Consider the following 674-nt stretch of genomic DNA (forward strand, 5'->3'; position numbering starts at 1 on the left):
ATCATGATTCGGTGAATCTCTATTCGGTGAAACCGGGCTCAGTATGCTGAGGCCCGGAGCGTGGCGTCAAGAGGACAGGGAGTGGACCAGGTGGGAGTGCGCAAGGAGCGGGCGGCCGAGACCGAGGCGGCCCTGAAGGAGGCGGCCCGGCGGGTGTTCGTCGAGCACCGCTACCTGCACACCAAGATCACCAACAACACCCGGGCCGCCGGGCGGGCCACCGGCTCGTTCTACGACCACTTCGCGAGCAAGGACGAACTGCTCCAGGCCCTGTTGGGGGAGATGGGCGAGCAGGCCGACCAGGCGATCGCCGCCGACGGCCACGACCGGGAGCACGACCTCTCCGACCAGGAGCAGCTGCGCGCGCACCTGGCCGTCTCCTGGCAGGTCTTCCGCGACCACCTCCCGGTGGTGATCGCGCTGACCCAGTCGACGATGGCCGAGCCGCCCGGTTCGGGCCGGGCCTGGGCTGCGCTGGCGGCCGAGACCGCGGTGTTCCGCGACCACCTGGAGTACATGCGCGAACAGGGCCACCGCCTGCCGGGGGAACCGGAGTTGGTGCCCCCCGCGATGGGCGGCATGCTCTCGATGTTCGGCTACGCGGTGCTGACGGCGGGTGAGCACGGCCCGGGCGCCACCGACGGGGAGATCGTCGACACCCTCACCGCGCTGCT

The 674-nt window shown here is 70.3% G+C and carries 1 protein-coding gene; it reads left to right on the plus strand.

Annotated elements, in window-relative coordinates:
* Window positions 1-81 precede the first annotated feature (81 nt).
* Window positions 82-674: TetR/AcrR family transcriptional regulator (locus ABD323_RS43170; RefSeq protein ID WP_344447500.1), on the plus strand; the 593-nt coding region annotated here is incomplete at its 3' end.

It is taken from the genome of Kitasatospora nipponensis, from assembly GCF_039528135.1.
Classification (GTDB): Bacteria; Actinomycetota; Actinomycetes; order Streptomycetales; family Streptomycetaceae; genus Kitasatospora; species Kitasatospora nipponensis.